We start from the raw sequence: 25,843 nt of genomic DNA on the forward strand, positions 1-25,843 counted from the left end.
TGATTTTAGCCTTCTATTGTGTCGATAGATTTCATTTTATTTTCGATTGTCCAGCCAGTTTTTTATATAATGGACATTTCCTTCAATTGTATTGAGGATTTGTTGATATAATGCTTCTAACAAGTCAGTATCTCCTGATTTCCAATAGCGTTCAAAATATTGACAAGCCATTTTAATTTGTACTGTACCGACATAAACGCATCCGCCTTTAATTTTATGGGCTATGTCTTGGGTTTTTCCCCAATCCCCAAAGTCATGAAACTTTTTCATTTCAGCTACTTCGTCTGGTAATGAGTGATTGAGCATCGTATGAAGCATCTCGGCAAGATTTTCTTCGGTTAATGTAAATTTAATGGCTTCCTCGATATCAAGAACTGGGTAAGATGAAAGATTGAACAAATCTTCACGCCGGGCGGGTGAATCAGAAGAATAAGTTCGTAAAGGATACTTTTGTTGATTATTTTTTCCAGAAGTTGAAGAAGTCATATATCCTCATAAGAATAATTTCTAAAGAATACAGTCTCTATTTTTAAACTATAGTCTATTTATAAAAAACTTATTGATTTTTAAAAGACAGATTTCTAAAAGACTATTTTAGTTTTAAGGCTTGGTCGATTTTCTTTTATACTTGCTCAAGCGACTAATCAAAACATAAAATAATGGTGTAAACACCAAACCAAAAAAAGTGACTCCTAACATCCCGCTGAATACAGCGACACCGAGTGCACGCCGCATTTCAGCACCTGCCCCTGTTGCGATAATCAAGGGAAAAACACCAAGAATAAATGCAAATGAGGTCATCAAAATCGGGCGCAGACGAAGTTTTGCTGCCTGAATGGCGGCTTTCCAGAGATTATAGCCCCGATTTTCAAGTTGTCTTGCAAATTCCACAATGAGGATGGCATTTTTCGATGCAAGTCCAATCAAAACCAGAAAACCAATTTGAGTCATAATATTATTTTCCATCCCGAGAATTTTAACTCCCAGCATGGAAGAAAAGAGACACATCGGTACAATTAATATGACCGCTAAGGGTAAAGACCAGCTTTCATATTGGGCGGCAAGGACAAGGAAAATGAAAATAACACCCAGAGTAAAGGCGATTGTTGCAGTATTACCTACCATTTTCTGTTGATAGGCTATTTCTGTCCACTCATAACCAATACCATCTGGAAGATTGTTCTGAGCCAGTTTTTCCATTGTGACTAATGCTTCATCAGAACTGTATCCTGGGGAAACGTCACCTTGCAAATCAATAGCAGGATACAGATTGAAACGAGGCATACGCGAAGGAGCAACGGTATTTTCTATTTGTGCAACTGAGCCTATAGGCACCATGTCTCCGTTGTTACTTTTGACTTTAATTCGTAAAATATCGTCTTCGGTATGGCGATATTCTGAATCAGCTTGCGCAATAACACGAAAAGTACGTCCCAGATAGTTGAATTCGTTAATAAAAACAGAACCCAGGTAAACCTCCAATGCTTCAACAACATTCGCATAAGGCACGTTAAGCCGCTCCACCTTTTCTCTGTCCAGTTTCAAGTGAAGTCTTGGCGTTGAATTTTCAAAAAAAGTGAATACTGATGTGGTGGCTTTTTCCTGATTGGCCGCATTAACCATTGTTGCCGCTGCTTCCATTAATACATCAAGTCCTCGGCCGCCTCTGTCTTGAAGCATCATTTTAAAACCACCCGCATTTCCAATACCGCGGACTGGTGGAGGAGGAATAACCACGATAAGGGATTCTTTTATTGTACTTAATTCCTGTCTTAAACGCTTAAGAATGTCATTATAATTTATCCCCATGCGTTGTCTCTCTTCAAATGACAGTAGAGGAGTAAAAATTGCTCCGGCATTGGAGGAGTTAGTAAATGTGGCACCAGAAAAGCCTGTAAAACTAACGGTATGAGCAATACCGGGAATCGCCAATATTTTGTTGACCGCTTTGTTGATCACGGCATCAGTCCGGCTCAGAGAGGCTCCGGCTGGCAATTGAACTGCAACGATAAAATAGCCCTGATCTTGTCTTGGGATAAATCCGCGCGGCACGTAGACAAAAAGAAGTAATGTGATGGAAATAAAAATACTGTAAGCAATAATCATTAAGGCGGTTTTACGGGTGAGGGTAGCAACCAATTTCCCATATTGATGGGAAAATCCTTCCATTAGTCGATTAAATCCATGTAAAAACCCATAAATTGGTTTTTTCCACCAGGTTAACCCTTCTTGTTTCAATGTTTCGTGATGAGCGCGAAGCAATAATACCGCCATGGTTGGGGTCAGAGTTAAAGAGACAAAAACAGAAATGGCAGTCGCGACAGCAAGCGTTGTACCGAATTGTTGATAAAAACGTCCGGAAATTCCTTCCAGAAAAATGGTAGGTAAAAATACGGCAATTAATACCAAGCCCATGGCAACCAATGCAGAGCCTACTTCTGTCATCGTTTTTCTGGCTGCATCACGGGGATTCATGCCTGCCTGGAGATTGCGTTCCATATTTTCAACAACGACAATGGCATCATCAACAACAATACCGATGGCAAGAACCAGGCCAAACAAGGTTAGGTAATTCAATGAAAATCCAATAGCCTGTATCACGGCAAAAGTTCCTATCAATGATACAGGAATAGCAACTATTGGAATGACTGATGCTCTCCAGGTTTGTAGAAAAATCAAAATCACGAGCACAACCAGGGCAATCGCTTCATAAATAGTATGAAATACAGCATTAATTGATTGTTGAACAAATAGAGTAGGATTATAGGCAATTTCATAGGTAATCCCAGGTGGGAAATCCTTGGCAATCGTTTTCATGGTTGTAATGATTTCTTGCGCGGTGGCTAATGCATTGGTTCCTGGTCGTTGATAAATAGGTAATGCAACAGCAGGGTATTTGTCTAAATAACCTTTCGTCAGGTAATTTTGTGTACCTAACTCGACGCGGCCAATGTCTTTCAGGCGAACGATACGCCCGCCTTCACCTGATTTGACAATAATATTCTCAAATTCTTCTTTTTTAACCAGGCGTCCTTTGGTTTCAATATGGTACTCGAAACCGTATTGTTTTTTCTGGGGTTGCAAATTAAGCGTACCGCTTGCGACTTGCACGTTTTGAGCTCGAACAGCCGCTAAAACATCATTCGCGGTTAAATTAAAAGTATTCATTAAATCGGGATTCAGCCAAATGCGCATAGCATATTCACTGGCTCCAAATACAAGGACATTGCCCACACCTTCAATTCGTCTGATTTTATCGCGTATATGCAAAATAGCGTAATTGCCAATATAGGTTTGATCATATTGGCCATTAGGGGAGTAGAGATTCACTACCAACATCAAATCAGGTGAATTTTTGTTAGTAGTGATTCCTAAGCGGCGGACTTCTTCAGGTAATTTGGGTTCAACAACTGCCACCCTGTTTTGCACCAGTACCTGCGCCTGATCCAGATCTGTTCCAAGCTTAAAAGTAATAGTCAGACGCATTTGGCCATCATCAGTGGATTGGGAATCCATATACAACATGTTTTCTACGCCGTTAACTTCCTGTTCAATCGGTGTTGCAACAGTTTCAGCTACTGTTTTTGCATTGGCTCCAGGATAAGAAGCTTGTACCTGAATCGTAGGCGGAACTACTTGCGGGTATTGTTCTATTGGTAAATTGAAATAGGACAATACCCCCACCATAACGATGATGATTGAGATTACTGTTGCAAATACTGGTCTATCAATAAAGAAAAGAGCTATTTTCATCCAGCAAATCCTTTTTGCATTGGCTACACTATAAAACCTTGTATGCTTTATGTGGTATTAAAATTCTATCGAATGAACAGGATTCCAATACACAATCGGTTTAATTTTCAGTTACCTCAATCATCACAGGCTTAACTTCCTGGTTTGCGCCATGAATACGTTGAATTCCATGAATGACGACTTTTTCATTCCCTTTCAATCCACTTCGAATAATGTAAAACCCACTTTCGCGCAGTGGTCCTAATTCAACATATACTCGCTTCACTTTATTTTCATTATCAACTACATATACAAATTTGCGAGCTTGATCCGTATTGATTGCTTTATCAGGGAGTAAAATTGCTTCATATTCCCCACTGCCAACTAATTTTACACGTGCAAACAAGCCAGGATAAATGACATTATCAGGATTAGGCACAAGTGCTCTGGCAAGAATAGTTCCCGTGCCTGAGTCGATCACATTATCCAAAAAATCTACTACACCTTGATGAAGATAATCCTTTTCATCAGGTAATTTAATTAAGACGGGAGTGGGTTCTTTCTCAGAACTAAGTCTTTTTCCTGAGTGTTCAAGACGTATGTATTTGAGCAAATCATTTTGACTGGTTTCAAAATAAAAATAAATGGGATCAATAGAAACTACTTTAGTCAAGACCGTGTCGTTCATGCGGATTAAATTACCCACACTCACAAAATCGCGACTTATTTTGCCACTGATGGGAGCTTTGATTTCAGTAAACTCCAGATTCAATTTTGCTTCCTGTACTCTGGTTTCAGCAACTTGTACGTCTTGAAATCGTTGATCTATCACTTCAGCTGAAATAAATTTCTCTTTTTGAAGCTTTATGGCACGTTCATATTGCGCTTTGGCTAATGCGTATTGAGCTTCTGCTCTTGCCAGAGCATATTTGAAGGGGCGTTGATCGATAACGAATAAAACATCTCCTTTTTTTACCGTTTGACCATCCTTGAACTTGATCGCCTCAAGATAACCGGTGACCCGAGCGCGAACATCGACTTCCTCTACTGCTTGAAATCGTCCAGTGTATTCATCCCATTCTACAATTTTCTTTTTGACTGGAAGCGCGACATCAACTTCCGCCAAAATTTGCCCTGCTGGCTTATTGGATTCTGAACTACAGGAAATGAGAGCAGGAATAAGAATAATTGCCAGTAATTGTAGGATCAATGCCAACATTTTGTTCATTGTTATCTATCCCTGATATTCAATATAGTAGTAAGTTATGATCCAGTGGATAAGCTTAGTTTAGCTTATAAAGACGTATTATGCGTAATGCTGGGAATATTATATCTTGCATTAGAGATCATCCGGCCCAAGCAAAATACCAGGGTGTTTTTGTTATATGGACACGTATTGACTGATCTTTATTTTTTTATGCAAAGTGACTATTATCCATCATTTTGCTCGTAAGGATATGTTCAATGTTCGGTTTTGTTTCAGATTTATTAACAGCAGCAGTCAGTTCTTTAGATGAATTATTACAAGATACTCCAGCGCATCAAATCATATTAGGTACAGCTGCTCTTTATTTTCTTTATAATCAATATCATGACCCATGGATTTCCAGATGGTATCGTAGCCGTAATAACGCCAGTATGAAGCAGCGCATTATTGATAGTGTTTACGCCTTGGCAAAAAATTTACCTGGTGTGAACCAGATCATTGAGAAAGAGCTCAATAAAGAACTTGCTTCAACAAGAGAAAAATTGAGAATTCAGCGTTCCGGTATGACTCTCAGAGATGAAATACCGGAGGAAGGGCTTTCTCCCCAAGACATTTTGAGCGCATTTGATGTGGATGTAAAAAAATGTCATTTTGATTTCTTATCCATAACCAATGACGGTCCTGAGAGGGAATTTCTTGTTGGAAGAGGTGATGGTAAAGACTCAGGAGCTTTATACGCTATTCACCCCAAGGAACTTACTGAACTTCTTAAAGAAGTTTATGGGGCAACCGCTCTCACTAATCCTTTGCACGATAAATGGCCTCGAATTAACGCAATGCAAGCAGAGGTGATTCGTTGGTGTCAAAATCTGTTTCATGGCTCAAAAGAAGGTTATGGTTTATTAACTCATGGGGGTACGACCAGCATTATTGAGGCGATGGCCGCTTATGTCATTCGCGCAAGAGCAAAAGGCATTGATTATCCTGAAATTGTCGTACCTGAAACCGCACATGCTGCATTTAAAAAAGCAGCCGAATTAACGGGAGCAATATTAATTACAGTGCCTGTCGATAAAAAAACAGGTGCGGTGAATCCCAAGGTCATGAGCTCCTATATTACCAGAAACACTGCCGTAATGGTTGGATCTGCCCCATCGTTCATGAATGGAATTCATGATCCTGTCTCAGAGCTAGGTCAATTAGCAAAGAAAAAAAATGTTCCTTTTCATGTAGATGCCTGTTTGGGTGGATTTTTAACGGCTTTTTTAGATACCTCATCCGAGCCTATGGATTTTAGAGTGCTTGGAGTGACTTCCATTTCAGCCGACTTGCATAAATATGGCTGTTGTCCTAAAGGTACCTCTGTTTGTCTTTTTAGTGAGGATTCGCCTGCTTTGTCGGTTTATGCCGCATTAAACTGGTCAGGTGGATTGTATGCTACGCCAGGAATTCTCGATGGTTCAACCAGTGGGGCTCGGGTTGCGGAAGTCTACGCTACTTTGTCTTACTATGGGAAAAATAAATATCAGGAAATTGCCAAAAGCATTATCACATTACGCAATGCTATTCAAAAAGAATTGACGGAATTACTGGAGAAAGGTAAGGGATTGACCAGTGAAGACATTTATATTTATGGTAACTCTCAATGGTCCATTCTGGGTTTTAGAAGTAACACTTGCAATGCTCATTTCATTGCCGATGAATTGGAGAAGAGGGGGTGGAAACTTAATTTGCTACAAAATCCGGATGGTTTTCACTTATGCCTGACTCATGTGCATACATTGGTGAAAGGTTTCGAAAAGCAATTTATCAAGGATTTAAGAGAGGCGGTGATTGATGTTAAAAATTATCCTCCTGGAAAGAAACCAAGCGGTAATGTCAAAGTGTATGGTGCTGTTGGTATGATGCCGATTGAGCTTCAGCGAGAAATTTGTAAACAATATCAAAAAGCCCGTCTTGATTACACTTCTGCCAGTCAAGGGAGTTTGAGGATATTTACAAATGTGCCTTCAGAAGAAGATGAAGGACTTAGAAATAGAAAAACAGGGGAATATAAAGTGTAAACCTTACTCTGAATTATTTTTACTGTAAAAATTACACGCGTTCCTGTACAGAATTTTTTCTGTCAGCTCCTCATCAAATAGATCCTGGATTATTTGAATGTCACTATCCAGAAAAGGGCGGGGAGCCCGCGTGGAGGGTAAATCAGTACCAAATAACAAGGCGTCTGGATTAATTTGCGCGATGGTTCGTAATGCGTTTTTAACATCAAAATCGACTCTCCCAAAACCTGAAGCTTTTATTTTGATGCCATGTTTCACCAGATGGAGTAATTCAGAAAACCCTGATTGCGATAATCCTAAATGATCAATACTGACAGCAGGTAATTCCAATAACAGATTAGTCAAATCGCCAAGCTCCTTTGAGTCAACATAAATCTCTATATGCCATCCTGCTATCTCATAAATACGGTGAGCAAAATATTTTAACCGATGGATGTTTTCTGAGCCGCCACGCTTGATATTGAATCGGACTGCACGAATACCTTTTTGATTTAATTGAATAATTTCTTCATCACTTACAGTTGCAGGTAATTGAGTAACTCCTACAAAATCGGGGCCTAAAATAGACAGAGTAGCTAGAAGATAACTTTGGTCAAAGGCTTGGAATGAGCCCGAAACAATGGCTCCTCCGCAAATATTCAGGGGCTTTGCACGGTGGAGATAATCTTCAACAGTAAATTTGGGAGGAAGATAGGATTGATTAGTTATTAGAGGAAAACGATAATCGATAATATGAAAATGAGCATCAAATAGTTTCAACATTTTTGAGTTAACTTATTTTGGGATTAAAATCATACTACCATATAAAGATTCCATTCTGGTATGGATGATTAGTTCATTAAAAAACAGGCAAAAAATATAAAAATGTTCTCTGATAAAGTTTCTGATTGCAAAGACTTGATATCCTGACTTTTGGGCTAGTTGACAGATAGAATACTTGTTGCTATTAAATTGTATGTTTGAGTTGTTTTTTATTATGGGCCGTTAGCTCAGTTGGTAGAGCAGGAGACTCTTAATCTCAGGGTCATAGGTTCGAATCCTATACGGCCCAATCAATTTTTAATCGCCTAATCCTCACAAATTAAAATATGTTTTATTAATTCGTGTTATTGCTAATGAGTTCGATTATAGTAATGTCATTCTTTCTCATATGACGTAAACAATGCACCAAGAGTTATTAAAGTATTTAGAAATGTATCACCCGCAAATTGCGCCATTTATGCATCTTCAGATTAATGAATGGGGCAAAGACAGACCTTTGCAAGGGGTGAAAATACTGCATCATGTGCCTTTGGTTCCCAATACACTGCTAAAAATTGCAGCTCTTGTTGCTGCAAAAGCTGAAGTGACCGTAACCAATCCAGTCTCTTTTTGTAAGGCACACCCTGATGCGATTACTTGTCTTCATAATTCTGGAATTGCTTATGTTGAAAATCTTGACCGTTTAAGAGATGAAACGTTCGATGTTTATATGGATTGTGGCGGGCAGCTTCATCAGCGTCTCGGAAGACCTTTGACGGGAGCTATTGAACTAACGGGCTCAGGGGATCAGTATTATCGTAGTCTGAAAACACTTGATTTTCCGGTTATAAGCATTGATCACACAATGACGAAACAATTGGAGACAGTATTTGGTTGTGCTGAAAGTTCTCACCAAGCGATTCAAAAACTCACTGGCGTCGATCCCATAAATAAGAATTGGTTAATCTTTGGATTTGGTAAAATAGGGCGAGGGCTCGCTTATTTTTGTGTAGAACATCGAGTACCGGTTACTGTAGTGGACAGTTCCGCCCACCAATGTGATTTAGCTTCCAGGCTTGGTATAGACGCTATTCTAACCGAGGATCGCGATAAGCTTGAAAAAGCAGTGGCTAAAGCAGATATTATATTAACTGCAACTGGTGGTAAAAATATTATGAGCAAATATCCCAGAGCCTGGTTTGATGGCAAAATCCTGGGGAATTTAGGGCTTCATGATGAGTTTGGCCCCAATTTCAACGCTCAGGATGTATTATACGATAAAAAACCTATTAATTTTTGCTTATATGATCCTACTTCAATGATTTTTATAGACCCTGAGTTTTATTTGCATAATCTGGGATGTTTATTGCTTTTACAGGGAAATTTTTCTCGGGGCATGCATGATATCCCGGAAGATATAGATTCCTCTATTATTAGAGATTGGTGCCAGTATCATAAATACTCCGAAAAAAATATTCGACGTTGGTTTCTGACTTCTCAGGATTTTTCTCTTAAAACAAACTAATGTAATCAGTTGGAATAAGACGGTTTATAGGCACTTTAATTAGTCAGGACTTATGAAAAGCCCCAATCTCTTTGTTAAAAAATGTTTTTAATTCGGTCATTTAGTTTATCTAAATTCCCTCATTAAAAACATTTTTTGCCTCGACCTTGGGGCTTTTCGTAAGTCCTGTTAGTCTCTTTAATTGAAAATTACTTTTTCAGGACCTCTGAATATCAATAAGATGTGGGGAGTTATTTAGAAGTTCTGTTTTTCAAAATAGTCCTTGTGTTTGATTTTCTTCATCAAAAAATTTCACAAAGAAGGTTTTGGAAAGCTTGGGATTGGCTTGATTGATTCGTGTAAATTCAGCCGTATATCCGCATTTTCTGTAAAATTCCGGTGCTTGAAAGGCGCTGGTACATAAATTGATATTATTAAATCCTTGCCCTTTAAAATGATTCTCAAGAGTTTGCAGTAATTTTTTGCCATATCCTTTACCACGATATGCTTTATCTACCCATAGGTCATCGATGTATATTTCCGCAAAAGCAGTAAAGGCATTAATAACGCCACAAGTTACCCCTTCTTCCGATAGTACTATCGAAAAACGCTTGTAGTTCACATCAATACCATGAGTTCTTTCATAGGCTATCAGATCTTCTGTCATCTTTTTTTCCAGAGATTTGGGGATATTATCCACGAAATCTATTGTAATAGGTTTTTTTGGAATGGAATGACAAGATTTGTTCTGCTGTTGTGTATTAAAACTTAAAATAATGCGTTGGGTTTGGTGGATATCATAATTCACTGTCTTTATCTGTTCTTTGTACCGTTCAAGAGTATAGGTCATTACTGCCTGGCACCAAAACGATAAAGCCGGTATGTTTTCCGGAATGACCGATATTTCCCATTCACCTGGATGAGTGCGCCATAGTTGATGAGCTACTGATTGGCCAATGCCTTTCCCTTGGAATTTAGCCAGGATGAAAAACTCCCCCATACTCCAATCAACAGCCTGGATTCCGAATTTATTTAATAAAGCAAAACCGGCCAGTTCATTGTTGATTTGAATAAGGAAGGCTTTTCGTTCGGGGTCGGTAAAATAAATTTTGAAATCATAACTTTCATAAAGTCCATCTGGTGGGCATGCCCATTCTTCCGAAATAAAACCGCAATAACGTGACATATCATAAACATAAAATCGCGCCATATTTTGAATAACTGGATAGTCACCAAGTGTTGCCTCAATTAACTTGGGCTGTAATAAATTATCAGTGCTCATGAATATTTATTCTCGAGATATTTTCTTAATTATTTGGATAAGGTATCAAAGTGTTCTGTGGTTTTATAGAGTGATTGTTGTTAATCTCATAATTAATCAGCTATTTTGGTAGGCTATCTAGAATAACTAAAAGAGTTTCATGAATGTATGAATTCATGCTCAAGAAATGTTTCATTTCAAAGTGATTAAATTATTCACTCATATCTTGACATTGCTTTTGATAATTATAGGTTTCTCAATGATATTTTTAACGAGGATGTTTCCATTGTCCCTCAGCAATACCCCTATAGATTACATAAGTCGATAGAATTAAAAAGATATGATAGACATCATTATCATAGCGATATTCCACAGGAATTTCATGGCCAGCAATGTAATTTTGAATATGCCTTGTGACTATCCATATCACGTTTGATATAACCACCATGACAAAGCCAATCCTGACTTTTGCTTGCGAATAATAAGCCGCAATCAAATATACAAGGATGACAGGAAAGGCAATGTAGGTGTAATTTCCATCGTGGGTCAGGAAAAGATAAGTAAATACGATGGATAGAAATACTACTATAACTCTGCACATATCGGGCATTTGCATTGATTGGACAAGCAAATAATTAAGCATGATAACAAGCAAACTAATCGCAATCCAGGCCGGCGGTAAATGCGAATGAGAAGGGTAGTAATGGACATAAACTCCCAATACCTTCAGAACAAGGATATTTAAGAAAAAAAACACAATCAAAAGTGAAAAAGTATGATCTTTTTTTAAGTAGTGGATGCAGGCACCAATTAAGTACAATAACAGGAAAAGCGCATGGGCGGCATTAGAGATGGCGTTTGTTGTCGTTGCGTCCCATACCATTCTGTATCTCCTTTTTAAAAAATACAGCTATCAGGGGTCGATGTCTCGATGTTTGTTCATTTGCTAATAGTAATTGTAGCTTGTAGCAGGTTGGGTTGTGTGATATCACTCACTTAAAAGCCATACTACAAGCTATGATTGGTCATTACTCCAATTGCCTACGTTCGTTTTAGACAAAAAACACGAAGACGATGCTCATCGGGATCAACACCAACAAATGTGTATCCAAAATCCATTTGTGTGGGAGGTTGAATAATAGAAATTTCTTTATCAGACCATTGCTTGTGTATCTCATCGACCATTTCATTACTGTTAACCTGAAAGGACAGCTACATACCTCCTCCTGTTTGGTAGGCTTGAGGCTCAATATCTTCTTTAGCCCATAATCCAAGACCAAGCCCTGTTTTCAGGACAAACATAGCGAATGTTGGTGAAGATTCGGCAGGTTGAGTGTCTAACAGATTCTTATAAAATTCTTCACTTTTTGCCGGGTTTTTCACGTAAAATAAAACCAGATTAGGATCACTGAACATATTATTTTCCTTATTTTTTATTAATCATTGCAAGTATAAACAGGGCTTATGACAGATTGTGTCAGTAGTGTTTTAAGTACCCAATATTGACCTTCTTGAGAGTAAAAACACACTAAACCGAGTTTTGGTGTTATTATGAGAACAAAATTTAGTTTATCCGGGCTCAGAAATTTTGATGAGTTTATTTTATGAACAGCCGTATTGAATCTTTCCATAAAATAGAGCGGCATTTTTTTTCACTGATTAGTACGACGCTTTTATCATTGGAGGGCTTGCTAGCTTGTAGCAGTGGAGTGCCAACTTCTGCTTTAAATCCTGTGTTTTATTCAGGTAAATCGCATTTACTTGGGACAGAGATTTATCAATGCAAACGCTTTTATGAGTCTCATTCAGTACCTTGGGCGCTGATGGTTCCTGACTATTTATCTGATACAAAAACAGATAATGTACTCGCTCAATCAGGATTTTTATCTATTGATCAAGGAGTTGCCATGTGCTTGTCAATTCGTGATCTTGGAATGCCCGGGCTTGAATCTGACTTGTTAATAAAGCGCATGGATAATGAGATGCAGACTTGGATTTTACCTACTGTCCCTGCATTTGAATCAACTGAAGAGATTGCACAGATTTACAGAGTAAGACATCAGGAGGCTATTGAGAAGTCTTCTGATATTTATCATTTTTCCGGGTTTGTTCAAGAGCAAATTGTCTGCTCATTAACGCTGACTGTTATGGGAGACAGTGCACGGATTGATGATGTGGCTACTTTTCCCAAACATCAGAGAAAAGGGTATGCAACACAATTGATTTTATCAGTACTTCAGATTTTGAAAGACACCAATATTTCCTGGTGCTTTTTAGAGGCATCTGCTGATGGTTTGAATATTTATAAAAAGATTGGTTTTCGTGAACTGTTTAAAAATCTTTATTATGAAGAGCAATGCCAATATGAGCAAAACTGAGAGACTCTTTCATCTGTTGCAAATTTTGCGGCGTTACCGTTATCCTCTTAGCGGACAATTTCTTGCCAATGAGCTTGGAGTAAGTACTCGTACCATCTATCGAGATATTGCTGCTTTACAGGCTCAAGGTGCTGACATTGAGGGGGAACCAGGATTAGGTTATGTATTAAAGCCAGGTTTTATGTTACCGCCTTTGATGTTTAGTGAAGAGGAAATTGAGGCTCTTGTTTTAGGCTCCAGATGGGTGGCTAAAAAAACGGATACTCACTTGCAACAGGCCGCACATAATGCCTTGGCTAAAATCGCTTCTGTACTTCCTGCCGATTTGCGGCAGCAATTGGAGCTATCCAGTTTATTAATAGGGCCTGGTGAAGTGATTTCAGGAGAAGATGAATCCCTGGCCTTAGTCAGGAAGGCAATACGAAAAGAACTGAAATTGTTTATTCAATACCATGACTTAAAAGGAAATGTTTCAACGCGTGCGATTTGGCCAATTGGACTTGGGTATTTTGATCAAGTAAGAGTTTTGATTGCCTGGTGTGAATTAAAAAAGGATTTTCGTCATTTTAGAGCCGATAGAATTGTAGATGTTGAAAACTTGGGGGTCTCTTATGCAAAGCGACGCTCAGTGTTGCTTCATGATTGGCGAAAGCAAAATAATATCCCAGGTTGATGACAACACGATGTTATTGGCGCGTTAACTTGAACAGGTAAAATTTAATGCCGGGAATCAAATATTACTTTCTTCCCGGATTAAGATTGCTTCTTATGCGAAAGACGAGCTGAACTCCCATTATTCCTGAGTGAGAGAACCTCGTATTTCAAACGGTTTTACATCAAATTTTGAATGGCAATGGCTGCGACCCCAACAGCAATTGCTCCCAATGTTTCTCGATTTGGCAAGTGCTCTTTAAAGAAACCATAATAATGATTTAAATTTGAAGAGAAATCACTGCCATTGGTTTCGTGTTTGATTTCTGATAGTACTTTTGTAACCGAAGGCTCTTTTTGTTCAACAGCAGTGTCCTTTTGTAGTTTTTCTTGCAGTTTTTGTTCTAACCTTTGTTCAAGTTTGTGTTCTAACTGTTTCAATTGATATTCGTTGATTTGCTTTTGATTCTTATCGCATTCAATGTGAGTTTCTTCCAGTTGTTTTTTTAATTCAGCTCGATAGGCATCCGCGGTGTCGAAGGGGTGAAATTCTTGCTTCAGCTCATGTTCAACATTAATGACTTGCTCATAGCTGGTTTTTAAATTTTTGATAAATGAATCATTAGAAAACCAGGACATGATCCAGTCGAAAAATTTTGTAAAAAACCATTTGTTATTCCATTCATTGTTTAATTTATGGTGGTTTTGCGAAAGGAGATGATAGTCTGCCAATTTCTTTGCAAGAGCATCTATTTTGACAATCAATTGATTTCTTTTATTTCTTGAATCTTCAAGGGATTTTTCAAGCTTGGCTAGCTCATCGGACAGGTTGGATTCTTTTGATTCTTTAAGCTGTTTTAACTCGATTGGTTCACTTTTTGCAGTTTTATCGGCATGAAAATTTTTGAACAATCTTGTTGTATATTCTTTTGCTGACTCGTCATTTTTCTTTATGAATTCAGATTCATTAAAGGCAATATTTTGACTTTGACAATATCGTCTAATTTCTCCCAACATCGTTTCGGCTTGAGCACGGGTCGAAATTTTCTTTTCATTAACACCATGGATTACCTTTGATCTAAACCAATTGATAGAACCTTGGTATTCGACATTTTCATAGTTCTTAAGGTGCTGATAGTAAACGATTGCAAAAATGAGGGTTTCATCGTTAGTTATTTTGGGTAAACAAAATTCATATTTTTTTTCAGGAGTAACAAATGGGACTCGATATCCGAATAATTTGGCTTTTTCGTGCAGTCGATCTCCAACCTGTTGGATTTGAGTAATCCCCAGTTGTTCTATTGTCAAGCCAATCTCAATCATAAGGTCCGCGATGTCTATTTGATTGGAGTATTCTTTGTTGTCTACAGATGAACGAAGTTGATCAATGCAATCTTTAAATTGTTGCCAATAAGTTGTTATTGAAATCATATCAGTCATTATTTAAGAAAAAAGAGTTATAAATTTACACTGGTCTTTTAAAAAAAGCTATTATTTAGTCGCGATTATCAATTACAAAAATTTTAAAGAAAGAAATTGGAAGAGATAGCTGATATTTAGGAAAAGAACTATTTAAAATTGTTTACCAAATGTAACACCAAAAACGAGTTCCTTTTCACCACCTTCAATAAAATCAAGGTCAATATTCGGGGTGATTTCTATATCTGGGGGAAAATGGATGATATATCCAATCCCCAATCGACCAACCATGCGGTTGGGTTCATCTTTTTCATATCTAATTCCAGGGCCTATGCCAAAAGTCAGGTTCCTGAATACGTTTAATGTTCCAAGGCCTATCAATTCCACTTGATTATTATATTCCACATTGACAGGTGTATGCTCAACAACCGCACTAAACCCAAAAGGCATGGAAAGGACTCGGTGGTACTCAAATCCATAGGTAAACGCTTCATCGTTTTGAGCATGATTTCCACCTACAAAAACACCAAGGAGATTTTTGTTTTTTTCCCTCACGTGCGGTTTGTTTGAGAAATCTGGAGCCGAATTTACCGGGTGTATTGAACAAAAAAGGCATGCAATCCCCAGAGTGATAGTTATTATTTTCTTACCATTTATTACCGACATGAGTTCTCAATACAGGGTTATCTATTTCTTTATTAAATCGCAAAATGGCTAATATTTAAAGAACATTTGAATCGATATGTTATATAAAAGTCTTTATTAACAATAAGATGTTGATGATGTAGTTGGCAAAAAATTTTTTAAGACATTGCCATTAATTTTTCTACCTTAATTGTTGATTATTAAGTAAACTGATGATTTTGACAGGACTTACGAAAAACTCCAAGGTCAAGGCAAAAAATGTTTTTAATGAGGGAGTTTAGATAAACTAAATGACCGAATTAAAAACATTTTTTAACATAGAGATTGCGGTTTTTCGTAAGTCCTGTTTGAATGGTAAACTGGGATCTATTTAATAAGGAGATTGGCATGTATCTTTCAAGATGTATTTCGCATGGCGCTATTGCAGGAATTATAGCAGGGATTGTTTTTACCTTTTTTTTAGTTATGGGGGGCATGCTTGAAACATTGGGAAGTATGATTAATATGCCAACAAAAGGAGGGGGGCTTTTGGTGCATGCTGCAATGAGCATTGGCAGTGGGATCGCATTTGCCCTGGTTCTGGATTGGTTGATGCACTCCTGGCTCTCAGTCATTCTCCTTGGATTATTGTTCGGTTTTGCAATGTGGGTCGGCGGCCCAATGACCGTGTTACCCTATTTCGCTTCAGGGGTGCCTTTGTTTGCAAAATGGACTATGGAAGGAATTAGAGAAAACATACCCTCTTTGGTTGGGCATCTTGTGTATGGGTTGATATTGGGTGTTACTTATTATGCTTTCAAGCGCAGGAATAAGTGACTGCATTTTTCATGCGTAACAAATTGATTTTATTTAAAGATACAGTGACATCAAAAGGTGGTGATTGCTTTTTACGGCAATCGCCACTTCAATGTAGCAAAAACAATTGTATGCCTCACAATCAAGCCCATGGACTCTTCAAAAAAATCTTGGTTTTTCAGGGGATTGTATATGACCCGTTGACTGATTGGAGTTCACTTGATCCAGAGCTTGCGCCGCCCGAAAAAATCTCTGGATGGCAGTTGCTGCCAGGTGTTTACTTTCCATCAAAACAGCATTTAATCCCTCTCCCCATGAACCATCTTGTATAATTTGAAACGCAGTAGGGTTTCCAAACTCATTTTGGCAATCTTCTATCATTTTTTGATAATCCTGTTCATTTGTATAAAGTCGTTTAACAGAACGGGATAACATAAGGGAGGCTGAATAATAGGAGCGAAGGTATTCTGCTTCCTCCGGGTTTTCTTTAATGGCATCTTGCAATGATTTCACCTGGTAAGTTTCATGCATGACTGTCAATGCTTCATTGAATACAGGCGAGTGCTTGCTTCCATAAAGTGCGGAAACAACAAAACGGTGCTTGGCAAATTCTTCGCCATAACTTGCTTTAGGTTGTGATAAGAAAGGAGTGTTTTCAGTGACTGTAGGTAATTTTTCCATAGGAACGATATCAGTATCAAAATAATACCCGCCATCATTAAAAATTTTAACTTTGCGAACGATATTCGATAAAGTGGCATAGGCTTTTTCCTGGAGAGCACGCTCCGCTTCTTTCAGCAAAAATTTTTGTCGTACATCCGTCAGGTCAAAACATTGTTTCCAGTGAATAGTATTTATTCCTGAAAGCTGGATAGAAGAAGAATGTTCATCAGTGATGAAATTGATTTGATAATCTGGGTTTAAATTATGCCATTTTTTTAAATGCTTTAAATATTTGTAGGGAAGGCGTTGTGGTCCTACCCAAATAATATTAATTTCTTTAGACATATTGTATTTACCTACAATTAGAAAAATGCCTTTTATAATAATATATTCAGAATGTCAACAAAATAAACAATTGATATGGCGCGGGAGATTCAGGTAAAGATCAAGATTTATCTTAATTTTTTCTATTTGTAACCAATGATCAGGCAAAAAGATAGGAGCATTTTATTGAAAAATAAAGAGTTAATTTTTCAATAGGATATCTTTAGGTTTGCGCTTTATTCAGAACAATATGGCCCAATTCGGAATACATATCAAACCTGGCTTTGTAAAAGTTCCTTAATTTTTTGAAATTTCTCTTTATATTTTTCTGAAGGGGATACTTTTAAAGATTTTAATATATCCTCAATGAATTGAATCACCATAGAGCGTTCTTCTTGTGATTTTAATAAGTGAGGTATTGTATTAAATGCAAGCTCAGGATCATGCTCTATCATTATGGTTTGTGAATGTACAATTTGTTTGAATCCATTTTTATCCAAATGTTTAAGTGCATTGCATTCACGTAGTTTTTGAATGATGTCAGGTAAATTGGCGCCAATGATATAACCCTGAACTTTCACTAATAATAGTAATATGCGCAAAATGGCCTCTGGTACGCCTCCATCACTAATATGTGCAATAATCGACTGAGTTATTTTTTCTTGATTATCTTTTTCAGGAGAATGCACAATCATATCTCTTCTGGGATCAAATGGAGCTAATAATTGAATGTAGCCATAGACAGCATAAAACATTATCTCCACAAAACTGTCGCGAGAGACGCTCAAGAAATCCCACAGAGAGTTTATGAACTTTGAAAAATTTAATTGCTGTGTTAAAAAAGGATTGTTTTTAGAAATTTCAATACGATTTTGACGAATAAAAGGTGATATCCATGATACAGGGTGCACTAACGGATTCATATCACTGAGTAAATACTGGTTCTGCCTTAGCGGGTGTAATTTTCGAATCAATTCTGCTGTGTACTCATTACTCATATTACGGATTATCGGAGCCATAAACAAGTCATAACTCATTGCGTTGTATTCAGATACCATACGAACAAGGTTGAAGATTGCTACATTATTCTCTTGTCCTTTCCTGATATCGTTAATAGAACGCTCTTCGATATAAGCGATGTAATGTGGAGGGGATTTGGGATTTTCTTTTATTTCTTGCAATTTTAATTCATATAAACCCGGAGCCAAATGTTCTATGTAATTTAACAAATCAATAATCTGATTATGTTCCTTTTTAGCCACCTCACTTGAGACGAAAATACCTAAATGGCCAACACTTTTGTGAATAAGATAAACAATGACTTGCCCATCTAATTTGATTTCCAGAGTATTTGAATAAAGATCAGAAATCCAGTTTAGGGCTTGTTGGGGGGGTGTAATGTTGTCACCTTCCGAGCAGAAAATAATAACAGGCACGCTAATGTCTCTTAAATCCAGGTTATTACCTGACTGCCCTATAGGGATTTTGCCATGAACCAGTTTGTTGCCAATAAACAAATTATCAACTATCCCTCTCATCTCGTTCACATTCAAAAGAGAAAATCCTCCCCACCATCGTTCAAAATTTAAAAATCGAATTTCTTCCTTATCAATATTGGCAAAGAGATTGTAATATTTGCTCCAGTAAGTCACTTTAGGATTAGCTGTTTCGAAGTTCATCACTAAATTGGCCCCGTCAAATTTACCGTTACCTAAATCACCAGCCATCTGCGCGATCCAGCTTCCTCCCAAAATTCCTCCAATATAACGCATGGGATTTTTTCCATTTTCTCCACCCCAATAGGAAAGAGGGGCGCCGTTGACTACAGCGACACCTGCTACATCTTGGTTAGCGGCCATAAGCGTTAAAATAGCCCATCCTCCCTGACAATTACCAATTAAGCAGGGTTTAGGACTTTGAGGATGACGCGAGGCTACTTCGTTTAAAAATTTTTCGTGGGCTGCCGTGACATCAACTAGAGTTTGATTGGGTTCAGGAGTGGGAAAAAAGATAATAACGTAAACGGGATGTCCTGCTCTTAAAGCAAGTCCTACTTGCGATTCATCTTTAAAACCGCTAATTCCTGCGCCATGACCAGCTCGAGGATCAACAATCACATAAGGTCTTTTTGCGGGATCAATCTGAATACCTTCAGGGGGAATTATTTCCACCAATGCATAATTGACTGGTCTCTCAAAATGTCTACCATCCATGAGCATATTATAAGAAAAAATGAGAACAGGAGGTTGTCCCTCTTGTTCATGCTTGAGATATTGATTGCCACGTTTACGCATGATGTCCCAAAACAGAATGCTTCTCTGCATGAAGTCGACGGTATATTCAATAGCATCATTTAATATATTGGGATAAGGATAAACCTGTTGCGAATTTAAGTTGATTAAAGATTGTGTTACCTTGTTTGTTTGTTCAAGGCTTTTATCAATTGATTGTAACCAAAGAGAATTCATGGATTGGGAATATTCAAAAACGTTATGAAATTGTTCTTGAATTTTGGGTATTTCAGCAAACATCTTTTTCTCCTGTGACTTCTCAATTCGGGGTCTTTACTTCCATCTGCGCTTGTTTTTAGCCTTTTTAACGCTTTCTGGCTTGTTGGTCAGGGTCAAGGGGGGGCATTGAGCATCGATCATTTAAATCCATTTGTTAATCACTTTTAAATCATTATAGACAGTTATTGTCAAAACAGTAAATGTACTTTGTTCGTTGAAGGTCGATTGTGGCGTTTCATATTTTTATCAATTTTGTCCTTAGGTTGAACGGCCAAACATTTGTTTCTGCTAACTCTTATGTTGGGTGGTTAGATATGATTTTATTCGAAAATTTCCAGGGATTATTTCATTATCCGTTTAGCCGTTGACGCCATTGTGGGGATCTGTAATAGTTTCATAGGATTGATTATGTGAGACAGTTTCAACCACTTTGCTGTTCTCAGCTAATCAATCTCTAGATTTTGCCTGGTTATCCATGCAGATGTTTTTAATCAATCTTCTTAAGGATAAAATAATGAGATATGCAGTTACCTATTGTGCAATGGATCATGAGTTTAGTGGTAATCCTTTTTGGCATAGTTGCATTTTATTATCTCAATGGGATAACAATGGAAAGATTGAGGTAGTCGATAATTGGGGTTTTTATGGGGTGCCATCTACTGTTCGTGATACGTGGTTAAGTAAACTGAAAATCAAGTTGGGTTTGGATGTTGATTTGAAGGGTAATCATGGCATGTTAAGACACGAAGAACTGCGTTATTTGGATGTTGGCTATGGTTTACATGGAGTTACTTTTGAGTTAACCAGGGAAAAATTTGATTTATTGCAGTTGAAATGCCAAACAATGTTGGAGGATCAAAAACAAGCCGTTAAGGAAGTTGTTGAATCACAGGGGATTGCTGGCAAACAAAAATACCGTATTTATGAGCATGAAGAGTATTCCCCGTTAATTTTTGCTTTGGAAAAAATCAAGGCAAAACAAAAAGGCCATAAGCCAAGGCTTAAACCATTTGAGTTAAATTTGTCATTTACACTGTGGGGGCCCGCTTTAAATCAATCCTATACTTGTAAATCACTGATGGTTGATCTGTTAAAAGGCATACTAACTCAAGAGCAAATTGCCCGAATTACTGAAGAGGGTAAACACCCTACCGTACCAAGATACAGTGGTAAATTGGAAAAAATTTATTTGCATAGCAGTGGACCATTACGTGAACATAAAAAATCTTCCGGTGCGATTGTTCATTATCGTGATTTACAAGACGAGGGAGTCAAATTACATTGGACATTGCCTCCACAAGAAATTGAAGCGTTATCCGGAGATACTGTCCAATTACTTGAAATAAGCGAGGAGTATTGTGATGAGGTAAAACAAGCGATAAGCAAACTGCAAAAATTGGAGTGGTTATTTATTGATGCCAAATTACCAGAGAAATATAAGCCTTATCAAGACGATTTGGTTGCTCGTATTCGGCAATGTTATGAGGCTTTCGCTCAGGTTGAACCTAAAAAGGCTAAGTCAACAGACATAGGCTTGATGGGATTCGCCTTTTCATTGCTCTCTTTGCCAAGAGATCTTGATGAAAAGTGTCTTTTGCAGAAATTAAATAATGCTAAATATCTGATTAACAGCCTTTACATGGCTATTGTTGATCATTGGAAAATTTATGATGATTGGCCATCTGAAAATAAAGAAGACTCTACTGACTATAATCCTCTTGAAGCTTTGGCTGCTTATTTATGTGAAGAGGATAAGAAGAAACTTTGTAAAATTATTGGACGAAATTATCTGGAACCTTCGTCAGAAGAGGAGCTTGATGATATTGAAGAGAGCGAATGGACGAGTTCAGAGTTAGGGAGCACTTCTGCCAGAACTATGTAAAAAAACTTGACTGACAGTCATCTTTTTAAACTAGCGAGTGTGGATTATGATACTGGATCATATCTGCATTTGCATCTTTATCGTTCCCATTGTGTTATTTGAGGAAACGAGCTGAAAGACTTTTTTTCTACAGGCCCCCAATCTCTTTGTTAAAAAAGAGTTTAATTTGGTCATTTAGTTTATCTAAACTCCCTCATTAAAACATTTTTTGCCTTGACCCTGGTTTTTTTTGTAAGTCCTGTTCTATTCTCATATTAATAGTACTCTTAAAAGAATATTGTGGGATGAACGCTTTAACATCATGGATAAAGGCATGGTCACAGAAATTTTTCCCCAATCAGAAAAAAAATGAGAATAAAGAGGAAGAGGCTGATTTAACCCAAGAAAAAAAGGTGAGGCCTAATTCCGATTTTTATGAAAATTATTTTTCTCTTGTAGCCGCTGGTACCAGACTTAAACTGATTGAAGCCATGTTTGGTGTCAATTTATTTTCTTTATTTGAAAATAAGGCGTGGGTTTTCGAAAAGGATATTATAGAAAAATTGCAATTAATGCCAATCAGGTCCAGGAAGTGGCTACATCTTCTTAGTTCGGAGCATTTTTTAATACAAATTAAGGTTAATGGGCAGCAAGCTTATCAATTACCCGAGGAATTCATTGAGTTAATCCACAGTGAAGAATTCCCTGCCATGGAAATGTTTTTTAAGACCTGGCTTGTTAGTGCAGAAGAAAACTTGACTGATGTATTGCGCTTTGGAAAAGTCAAGACGAGTGTTTCCTGGCCTCCGAAAACTCAGCAAGAAGCAGAGTGGCTTGAGGATTGGATGACTAGAACTGCTGATCAGCCTACCTATTGTTTATTACAATCTATCAATTTTAAAAAGGTCAAGAATTTTTTGGATGTGGGTGGTGGTGATGGAACTATGGCGTGTACTTTTGTTAAAAAATATCCACATTTAAAAGCGGCAGTCTACAATTTGCCAATGTCTGCGCAGATGGCAAGAAAAAATACTGAATCGAGGAAACTAAACCATAGAGTTCGTGTGATTGAGGGGGATTTTATTGAGGAAGATGCCTTTCCGGTAGGGTACGATCTGATTTTATTTACAAGAGTTCTGTTTGATTGGGATGATCAGGTGTGTAGAAAATTATTAAGAATGGCTTATCAGGCCTTGCCAAAAAATGGATTAGTCGGTATTTGCGAATTTTATAAAGAAGATAACAACGACATCTGCCTTGCCTCGGAATATCGTTACATTTTTCACGATGATTTTGGAGTGAATGTGATGAAAAGGGCCTCAGAATATCAGAACATGTTAGAAAAAATTGGTTTCACTATCGTTCAACCGCATAAAGTAAAGGGGATGCATTTTTATTATTGTTCTTTGATATTGGCTCGAAAGTAAAAATTCTTATCTTTATTTTTGTAAAGCTTCAATTTATTTTACAGTGTAATAATTTCCAATAGCCAAAAAGATTGACTTTTTGAGTTTCCAGCAATTTAAATTCTTTATAATTTAAAATGGAATGGATAGAAAAATTCGAGTTAAATCCTACAAAATTATCAATATGCGACAGTTGTTTTTCAAAGAAGCGCAGGATAGGTTTTTCAGAAGCAAAATGATTCACAAATATTATTTCGCCTGATGGTTTACAAACACGTGAGATTTCTTTTAGAAAAGTATCAATATCAGGGACAACAGACGCAACATACATAGCAACAACAAAATCAAAATGGCTATCTGGAAACTCCAAATTAGCGGCATCCATAATTTTTAAATCAATATGGGTTGTTAATTTTTTCTTGACGATACGTTTTTCAGCCTTTTCTAACATTTTTTCTGAAATATCGATCCCAGTTATGTTCAAATCTGTACGGTAAAAGGGTAAAGATAACCCTGTGCCAACCCCAAGCTCTAGAACAGAAGCATTCAGGCCAGCATTTTTATTAACCTTATTAGCACATAGAGAGCGGCCTTGATGAAAGATAGATCCAAAAAGGACATCATAAAAAGAAGAATAAATATTATAAATTTTTTTTACTGAAGAGAGCGACATAACCAATACTCCATTTAGAAAGACAAAACGAAAAATAAAAATCATTTACTTTTAGTGATTATAAATTCGTATATTTTAATGAAAAAGTTCACTCCTGTTGAAACTGAGGTAATTTCATCTCAAAGTTATCTTTAGTAATATCTGCGCCAACAATGCGAAATGATCTAAAGGATGAAGATATGTCTTAAATAAGTCAATGATCTAATGTAAAGATTTTGAGTTTACAAGGTCAAATTGACTCTTTTGTAAGCGATGTAGCTACCCGGGAGAATAATCAAGATCTAAACTAAATTACTGTGTCGATGGTATTGACCACATCGACTACCTTACCGCTGGATAAACTACAATTGTTTGGAATTTTGGGCATAACATTTCCTTCAAACTTTAAAATTTGTTCTACTTCATATGGCGAAGTGCTCTCAATTCATTTGCAAAAATCGATAACCAACATCGTTATCTCAATAGTATTTATTCTTTAATTCCAAGTGGATTTGTTCGATTAAGGTGGAATTTTATTGTTTTTTACATCTTGCAAATAATCTACCACACTATCGAATTCTTTCTGATTAAATGAGTAACCAAAATAACTTGAAATTTTTATCGCTAGCTCATTGAATATTTCACACATTTTGAATAATGAAGCCCACATATTCTTATAATCAGCATCAACGTAGGTTTTGAGGAATTCTTGCTGGAGCTCAAGCTCAAGGTGGTTTTCAATATATTTTCCATAAGTTCCCATCGGCCGACTAAAATTGGTTTGAATTCCTGCATACCACATGAGCATTTTAATTAACTCTTCTTTAACTATCTGCTCTGAAACGTACTTGGCGTAGATGAGTTGTTTTCTCCAGAGTCCTTTGGCAACGTAAGTGCTTACCCATAAGAATTCATTACAACAGTTAACAAAGTCTTTTTCTGTAGGGGGGCTTGGTAAGTAATCTTCATCAGTAGGTTCGCCAAAAGGTGCAATTAAATTGTCTTTATCAAGCAATAAGAGACTTTGGCTGTCTCTAGGCATAGTTTCCAGTTGATCGATGTGTAACAAGGTTAAATCAATCCTGTTCCAATCTTTAAATTGCATCAGATAAGTATATTTACCCTTAAATTTTGGCCATTGCCCATCCATTTCATCAGGTGTTTGCATGATAAGTAATTCACCAAACTGATTAATCCAGTTTTTATCATGAACAAATGATTCTATTTCAGTTACCAGATACACAATATCATAATCCTGAAAAATATCCTTTTTCGCTGAAGGGCTTGCTCGAGAGCCATTCATAATAACAATTTTAATCCTCTCATCGTCATTAGCTATTTTGATGATGAGTGCAAGCATTGTTTTTTCATCACGTCGTTTTTTCATACTTCTGGTTTATGGCCTTTTTAAATTTAAATTCTAGAATAGCTATTAGGGTTTGCTGTTAAAGTTTCAGTTCATCATGTTCTTGCTAATGGTATTTTGCATAGCTTCATTCAATTCCAGCCTCAATACAACTTTATCATGAGCTACTCTTGCTTGTCCTGTGGTAATAGAAACTCGGTCTTGTCCAGTAGAATCGCGTTTCTTAAAAAAAAGTTGGGAATTTGCCGAGGTATTTAGGCCTGAAAGAGATTTTGCTTGTGAAGATTGTTGATATGAGTCGACCAGTTTGGCATACCTTTGATAATTTAATATTTGAAAATTAAAAGCAACTTTAGCATTTATCTTTGTTATTTCCAGAAATTTTTCATGGCTATCAATTAAATCCAGACCCAATTGAGTTTGTGTCATATTATCAGCAACAGCACAGTTAATTTTAGAGAGTTCTAATAGTTTTTCATAGGAATCAACCATCATAACCCCGGATGAAGTGCCTGTGATATACTCTGCAATCGCGGGATTAATTTTTGATTTTTCCAATAACTCTCCATAAGACTTGACGCTGTCAAATCTTGTAGGGGTATTTTTTTTTACAAAATCATTTTTTAATGTTTCGATTAAATCCAAAATATAGCATGACATTATCT

20 protein-coding genes, 1 tRNA gene and 1 pseudogene are annotated in these 25,843 nt (G+C 37.1%); 8 read left to right on the top strand and 14 right to left on the bottom strand.

Annotated features, from left to right (window positions below; all coding sequences use genetic code 11):
• Positions 1–36: 36 nt before the first annotated feature.
• From OQI99_RS01595 to OQI99_RS01605, 3 genes are all read right to left on the bottom strand, one after another.
• Entirely contained in the window at positions 37–486 is a 450-nt protein-coding gene (locus OQI99_RS01595; protein ID WP_265731184.1) for an Hpt domain-containing protein, read from the bottom strand.
• 114 nt (positions 487–600) lie between these two features.
• A complete protein-coding gene (locus OQI99_RS01600) occupies positions 601–3,753 on the bottom strand; it encodes an efflux RND transporter permease subunit (RefSeq protein WP_265731185.1) in 3,153 nt (1,050 codons plus the stop codon).
• A 100-nt stretch (positions 3,754–3,853) separates the two neighbouring features.
• Positions 3,854–4,960, bottom strand: a complete 1,107-nt coding sequence (locus tag OQI99_RS01605) for an efflux RND transporter periplasmic adaptor subunit (protein WP_265731186.1) — start codon at positions 4,958–4,960, stop codon at positions 3,854–3,856.
• A gap of 215 nt (positions 4,961–5,175) precedes the next feature.
• On the opposite strand from OQI99_RS01605, the gene legS2 reads away from it, so the two are divergent.
• A complete protein-coding gene (legS2, locus tag OQI99_RS01610) occupies positions 5,176–7,002 on the top strand; it encodes a Dot/Icm T4SS effector sphingosine 1-phosphate lyase LegS2 (protein WP_265731187.1) in 1,827 nt (608 codons plus the stop codon).
• A 3-nt stretch (positions 7,003–7,005) separates the two neighbouring features.
• On the opposite strand, the gene OQI99_RS01615 is transcribed toward legS2, so the two are convergent.
• Positions 7,006–7,764 carry an amidohydrolase family protein gene (locus OQI99_RS01615; RefSeq protein ID WP_265731188.1) on the bottom strand — a complete coding sequence of 253 codons (759 nt, stop codon included), beginning with the start codon at positions 7,762–7,764 and terminating at the stop codon, positions 7,006–7,008.
• A gap of 216 nt (positions 7,765–7,980) precedes the next feature.
• Between OQI99_RS01615 and OQI99_RS01620 the strand changes: the two genes are divergently transcribed.
• Positions 7,981–8,053: transfer RNA gene (locus OQI99_RS01620), tRNA-Lys, on the top strand.
• A gap of 111 nt (positions 8,054–8,164) precedes the next feature.
• A complete protein-coding gene (locus tag OQI99_RS01625) occupies positions 8,165–9,268 on the top strand; it encodes an NAD-binding protein (RefSeq protein WP_265731189.1) in 1,104 nt (367 codons plus the stop codon).
• Between the two features lie 250 nt (positions 9,269–9,518).
• Here OQI99_RS01625 and OQI99_RS01630 read toward each other — a convergent pair whose 3' ends face one another.
• From OQI99_RS01630 to OQI99_RS16150, 3 genes and pseudogenes are all read right to left on the bottom strand, one after another.
• Positions 9,519–10,529 (bottom strand): GNAT family N-acetyltransferase, encoded by a 1,011-nt coding sequence (locus OQI99_RS01630; RefSeq protein ID WP_265731190.1) that lies wholly within the window; start codon positions 10,527–10,529, stop codon positions 9,519–9,521.
• A 247-nt stretch (positions 10,530–10,776) separates the two neighbouring features.
• Positions 10,777–11,391 carry a hypothetical protein gene (locus tag OQI99_RS01635; protein WP_265731191.1) on the bottom strand — a complete coding sequence of 205 codons (615 nt, stop codon included), beginning with the start codon at positions 11,389–11,391 and terminating at the stop codon, positions 10,777–10,779.
• A gap of 158 nt (positions 11,392–11,549) precedes the next feature.
• Positions 11,550–11,924: pseudogene (locus OQI99_RS16150) on the bottom strand (VOC family protein).
• 188 nt (positions 11,925–12,112) lie between these two features.
• Here OQI99_RS16150 and OQI99_RS01650 point away from each other — a divergent pair.
• Both OQI99_RS01650 and OQI99_RS01655 read left to right on the top strand, forming a co-directional pair.
• A complete protein-coding gene (locus OQI99_RS01650; RefSeq protein ID WP_265731194.1) occupies positions 12,113–12,886 on the top strand; it encodes a GNAT family N-acetyltransferase in 774 nt (257 codons plus the stop codon).
• On the top strand, positions 12,873–13,559 hold the full coding sequence (locus OQI99_RS01655; RefSeq protein WP_265731195.1) for a helix-turn-helix transcriptional regulator: 687 nt from the start codon (positions 12,873–12,875) through the stop codon (positions 13,557–13,559). Before OQI99_RS01650 ends, OQI99_RS01655 begins: the two co-directional genes overlap by 14 nt.
• Positions 13,560–13,717: 158 nt before the next feature.
• Here the strand turns inward: OQI99_RS01655 and lem19 are convergent, their stop codons facing one another.
• Positions 13,718–14,977, bottom strand: coding sequence for a Dot/Icm T4SS effector Lem19 (lem19, locus tag OQI99_RS01660; RefSeq protein WP_265731196.1), 1,260 nt, complete (start codon positions 14,975–14,977; stop codon positions 13,718–13,720).
• 132 nt (positions 14,978–15,109) lie between these two features.
• Entirely contained in the window at positions 15,110–15,622 is a 513-nt protein-coding gene (locus OQI99_RS01665; RefSeq protein ID WP_265731197.1) for a hypothetical protein, read from the bottom strand.
• 366 nt (positions 15,623–15,988) lie between these two features.
• On the opposite strand from OQI99_RS01665, the gene OQI99_RS01670 reads away from it, so the two are divergent.
• Complete coding sequence (locus tag OQI99_RS01670) at positions 15,989–16,417, top strand: hypothetical protein (protein ID WP_265731198.1); 429 nt, start codon at positions 15,989–15,991, stop codon at positions 16,415–16,417.
• A gap of 138 nt (positions 16,418–16,555) precedes the next feature.
• On the opposite strand, the gene OQI99_RS01675 is transcribed toward OQI99_RS01670, so the two are convergent.
• Together OQI99_RS01675 and OQI99_RS01680 are read right to left on the bottom strand one after the other, a co-directional pair.
• Positions 16,556–17,404 carry a glycosyltransferase gene (locus tag OQI99_RS01675; protein ID WP_265731199.1) on the bottom strand — a complete coding sequence of 283 codons (849 nt, stop codon included), beginning with the start codon at positions 17,402–17,404 and terminating at the stop codon, positions 16,556–16,558.
• Between the two features lie 251 nt (positions 17,405–17,655).
• Entirely contained in the window at positions 17,656–19,914 is a 2,259-nt protein-coding gene (locus OQI99_RS01680; RefSeq protein WP_265731200.1) for a DUF3141 domain-containing protein, read from the bottom strand.
• A gap of 412 nt (positions 19,915–20,326) precedes the next feature.
• Between OQI99_RS01680 and OQI99_RS01685 the strand changes: the two genes are divergently transcribed.
• Both OQI99_RS01685 and OQI99_RS01690 read left to right on the top strand, forming a co-directional pair.
• The gene (locus OQI99_RS01685) at positions 20,327–21,775 is read left to right on the top strand and encodes a lpg2160 family Dot/Icm T4SS effector (protein WP_265732339.1); all 1,449 of its coding nucleotides are present in this window, start codon (positions 20,327–20,329) and stop codon (positions 21,773–21,775) included.
• Positions 21,776–22,059: 284 nt separating this feature from the next.
• A complete protein-coding gene (locus OQI99_RS01690) occupies positions 22,060–23,181 on the top strand; it encodes a methyltransferase (RefSeq protein ID WP_265731201.1) in 1,122 nt (373 codons plus the stop codon).
• 28 nt (positions 23,182–23,209) lie between these two features.
• Here OQI99_RS01690 and pmtA read toward each other — a convergent pair whose 3' ends face one another.
• The 3 genes from pmtA to OQI99_RS01705 form a co-directional block, all read right to left on the bottom strand.
• Complete coding sequence (gene pmtA, locus OQI99_RS01695; RefSeq protein WP_265731202.1) at positions 23,210–23,833, bottom strand: phospholipid N-methyltransferase PmtA; 624 nt, start codon at positions 23,831–23,833, stop codon at positions 23,210–23,212.
• 499 nt (positions 23,834–24,332) lie between these two features.
• Positions 24,333–25,199, bottom strand: coding sequence for an aminoglycoside 6-adenylyltransferase (locus OQI99_RS01700; RefSeq protein WP_265731203.1), 867 nt, complete (start codon positions 25,197–25,199; stop codon positions 24,333–24,335).
• A 66-nt stretch (positions 25,200–25,265) separates the two neighbouring features.
• Positions 25,266–25,838, bottom strand: coding sequence for a hypothetical protein (locus tag OQI99_RS01705; RefSeq protein WP_265731204.1), 573 nt, complete (start codon positions 25,836–25,838; stop codon positions 25,266–25,268).
• Between the last annotated feature and the right edge of the window lie 5 nt (positions 25,839–25,843).

This window comes from Legionella sp. PATHC039 (assembly GCF_026191275.1).
GTDB lineage: Bacteria > Pseudomonadota > Gammaproteobacteria > Legionellales > Legionellaceae > Legionella > Legionella pneumophila.